3 protein-coding genes are annotated in these 3,535 nt (G+C 56.9%); 2 read left to right on the plus strand and 1 reads right to left on the minus strand.

What is annotated here, in order from left to right:
- Positions 1-71 precede the first annotated feature (71 nt).
- A complete protein-coding gene (locus tag AAE514_RS18245) occupies positions 72-551 on the minus strand; it encodes a YbhB/YbcL family Raf kinase inhibitor-like protein (RefSeq protein WP_347332994.1) in 480 nt (159 codons plus the stop codon).
- A gap of 140 nt (positions 552-691) precedes the next feature.
- Between AAE514_RS18245 and AAE514_RS18250 the strand changes: the two genes are divergently transcribed.
- Positions 692-1,795, plus strand: coding sequence for a CapA family protein (locus AAE514_RS18250; RefSeq protein WP_347332995.1), 1,104 nt, complete (start codon positions 692-694; stop codon positions 1,793-1,795).
- A gap of 179 nt (positions 1,796-1,974) precedes the next feature.
- On the plus strand, positions 1,975-3,159 hold the full coding sequence (locus AAE514_RS18660; RefSeq protein WP_430623924.1) for an NnrS family protein: 1,185 nt from the start codon (positions 1,975-1,977) through the stop codon (positions 3,157-3,159).
- Positions 3,160-3,535 lie beyond the last annotated feature (376 nt).

The following is a 3,535-nucleotide window of genomic DNA, read 5'->3' on the forward strand; positions in this document are numbered from 1 at the left end:
ATAACTGGCCGGACTTTTTGATTGAAAAGCGCTCGCATCTTGAAGATGGTGCTGAATAGTTACTCAAATTCTTACTTTCTCTGATAAGTCCCCACCAACCGACTCATCCCGAGAATATGTGGCTCGGCCTCCTTTAGGAACTCCCATAACGACAAGCCTTCCAATAGGTCCAGCTCCTTGTCTAGCGCGACTACCCAAAAGTAATAGCGATGCGTGCCATGGGCCGGAGGTGGCAGTGGCCCGCCGTAGCCGATTTTGTCGAAGTTATTGAGGCCCGGCGTGCCTTCGGGCGTCGCTTCATCCAGCGAACGTACCGACTCTGGCAGGTTATACAACACCCAGTGCACAAAACCACAATTTCCGTCAGGAGAAACCAGCGGGGCGTCCGGGTCCAGACAGAAAATGGCGAAACCTTGAGTGCCTTTCGGCGGACTCTCCCAGGCCAAGGGTGGCGACAGATCATCTCCCTCCCCCGTGTACTGAACGGGGATGGGCCCCTCCGGCGGGAAAACAGAGCTAGTCAAGGTCATCTCTGCGGGTGCAAATGGCATAGCAAATCTCCTCTTGCCAAGGTGATGTACGTTCAAATGTAGATCATCTGTTACGCCTACTGTTCCCGAATGGCACGCGATTCCACTTACAACGTCATCATTCTTCTACACTTGGGGAGAACCTTGAGGAGGCACTGACTATGAGCGCTTCTCTCACCTGCTTTTTTTGCGGCGATGTGATGGCCGGCCGGGGAATTGACCAGGCCCTGCCCTCCCCTGTATCCCCGGAGCTGTACGAAGGCTTTGTCCGCGATGCACGAGACTATGTGGCCCTCGCGCAATCCCGGGACAGGCCGATTGCGCAACCGATGCGATACGAGGCGGTCTGGGGCCAGGCGTTGGAGGAACTGGCGTTTGCCGAGCCTGGACTGCGTCTGATTAACCTTGAAACCAGTATTACCGCCAGGGGCCGCCCTTGGCCCGACAAGGGCGTTCATTACCGCATGCATCCCGACAATGCGGCTCTATTGAACGCAGCGCGCATCGACGCCTGCTCTCTGGCCAACAACCATGTGCTGGATTGGGGGCGGGAAGGTCTGACCGATACCTTGGCCAGGCTCGATGAGTTAGGCATCACGCATGCCGGGGCTGGTGAGTGTTCCGAGGCTGCCGCCCGCCCCATGATTTTCAACCTTGAAGGCGGTTATCGAGTACTCATCTGGAGTCTCGGCCTTGCAGACAGCGGAATTCCAGCCGAATGGAATGCAGGGTCGCGGCGGGCGGGGGTGTGGTATTTCGAGAATGCCTCGGAGCGAACCGCCAGAAGCGTCTCCGAGGCGGTGAACGCGGAAAAAAGGCCGGGCGACCTGGCGGTGGTGTCGATTCACTGGGGGAGCAACTGGGGCTACGATATTCCTCCCGAGCACAGACGTCTGGCCCATCAGTTGATTGATGCGGGGGTCAACCTGATTCACGGTCATTCCTCCCACCACCCATGTGGCTTTGAGCGCTATAAAGGCCAACCGATTTTTTATGGCTGTGGTGATTTTATTAATGATTACGAGGGCATTACCGGTCACGAGGTCTTCCGGCCCGAACTGACACTGATGTATTTCTGCCGGTTTGATCTGGCCAGCGGCAAGCCACTGGCGTTGTGGATGTTCCCCCTGCGTATGGAGCGCTTTGGACTCCATCGTGCCAGTGCCGAGGATGCACACTGGCTGGAAAAGCGGCTGAACCGCGAACGCGGCGACACCTCACCCACCGTGCGCATGGACCAGGAGCGACGGTTGCAATGGCTGTAAACTCTGCTTTTTGGTTCACGCATTTTATTTGGGCGGAACGTTCGCGACGGAAGACAATGGCCGATATTTCGCGCCAAGCGGGCAGCCACCTTAGAGACCTGTTGGACCTATAGAGCACCCCGCCACGGGTCGCTTAGGCTACAATCGCTGCATTGTTCTGAGTAACCGCTGATACGTTCATGCCACCATACCGACCCTTCTTTCTGCTTACCGGCCTGGCCGCCATTGCCGGCGGGCTCATATGGTGGATTCCTCTTCCCGCCTCACGGCAAATTTTTTTACACTTACACCTCCTGTTATTCGGTATGGGAGGCGCTGCCGTTGCGGGTTATTTGCTGACGGCCTTGCCTAGTTGGGTCGGCCGTAGCGCTATACCGCCCACTCTTGTTTGGGTACTGGTCGTGCTTTGGTTGCTGGCACGCGGCCTACCCTTTTTGGGGGACGATTTACCCAGCACGTTCCTGTTAATCATAGGGCCCAGTTTCACGCTAGTGCTCACGGTGTTCCTGCTCTTGCGCGTGATAGAGGCCGCCGCCTGGTCGCGGCTGCATCTCGCCGCGGCGCCCCTGTTGCTGGCATTTGCAGAAGTCATGCTCCTTCAAACGTGGCTCTTCGACAATGGGACGGCCACTGCTACGTCCTGGGCGGGTGTGGCATTCGGGTTACTCATTGTCTTGGTGGGAGGTCGGGCGATACCGGCTTTCACCCGAAATGCCCTAACGCTGCACGCGCGACCCAGTACTCTGAGGGCTCCTTTAGCACTGCAAACCACTTCAGTCGTGATGCTGCTCATCACACTGGCGACGCTGCCATTTCCGAAACTGAGAGTGACGACTGGCAGTCTGCCACTGATAACGGGGGCACTGCAGCTCGTTCGCCTAGCCGGCTGGAAACCGTTAACAGCATGGCGCCTAAGCTCGCTGGCAATGTTACAACTTGCCTGGGTATGGCTCGGGGTTGGATTAATACTGATGGGTGCAGCGTTATGCTGGCCTCAGTTAATGCGGTTGGGAGTTGTTCTACATGCGCTTACCATGGGGGCGATGGGTGCCATGATTCTTGGGTTTGCCTCGCGGGCGGCGATGCACAGGAGCGCCCAAGGCCTGAAACCCAGGCGTGTGCAAACCCTAGCGGGGGCTTTTATTTTACTCTCCCCCGCCCTTCGCTTGCTTCCCCCGGGTGTTTTTCCGGTCGACACCCTTGCCTGGTCGGCACTGTTCTGGGCCACCGGTTGGCTGCTCTTTTTGAAGGGACTATGGCCGGCTTTGCACGGACCTGTACCCCGTCCCGTTCTCAGCGGCGTCCGCCCGTCGACGCAACTATCTAGACATACGAGGAGGCGTGAAGAAGATCGGAAAACATAGAGGAGGCCTTTGTCAGGTGGCGCTGCCGCTTACCTAACCTACACGTTCGGTTAGTGTGTCGATTAGATAAGCGGCAACGCCCTCTGGAAAATAACCACAACATCAGCCTCCCGAGCCACCAGACATATCCCGCAAATCGACTCCCAGCGAGCGTAGGTTAGGTAAGCGGCAGCGCCACCTAACAAATAACGGCAGCACTAGCCCCACTCTTTATTCATACAGCTGATCTTCCGGCAGGCGGATGGCAATATCGTCATAGCTATAGTTTCGCACCGCCGTAAACACGGCGGGGTCGACGTCCTCCAACTCCTCCACTTGAATCAAGTAATCCGCCCCCGACATCAGAAGATCAAAATCACTCATTTTAAGAGAGGAT

The organism is Marinimicrobium locisalis (assembly GCF_039822625.1).
GTDB lineage: Bacteria > Pseudomonadota > Gammaproteobacteria > Pseudomonadales > Cellvibrionaceae > Marinimicrobium > Marinimicrobium locisalis.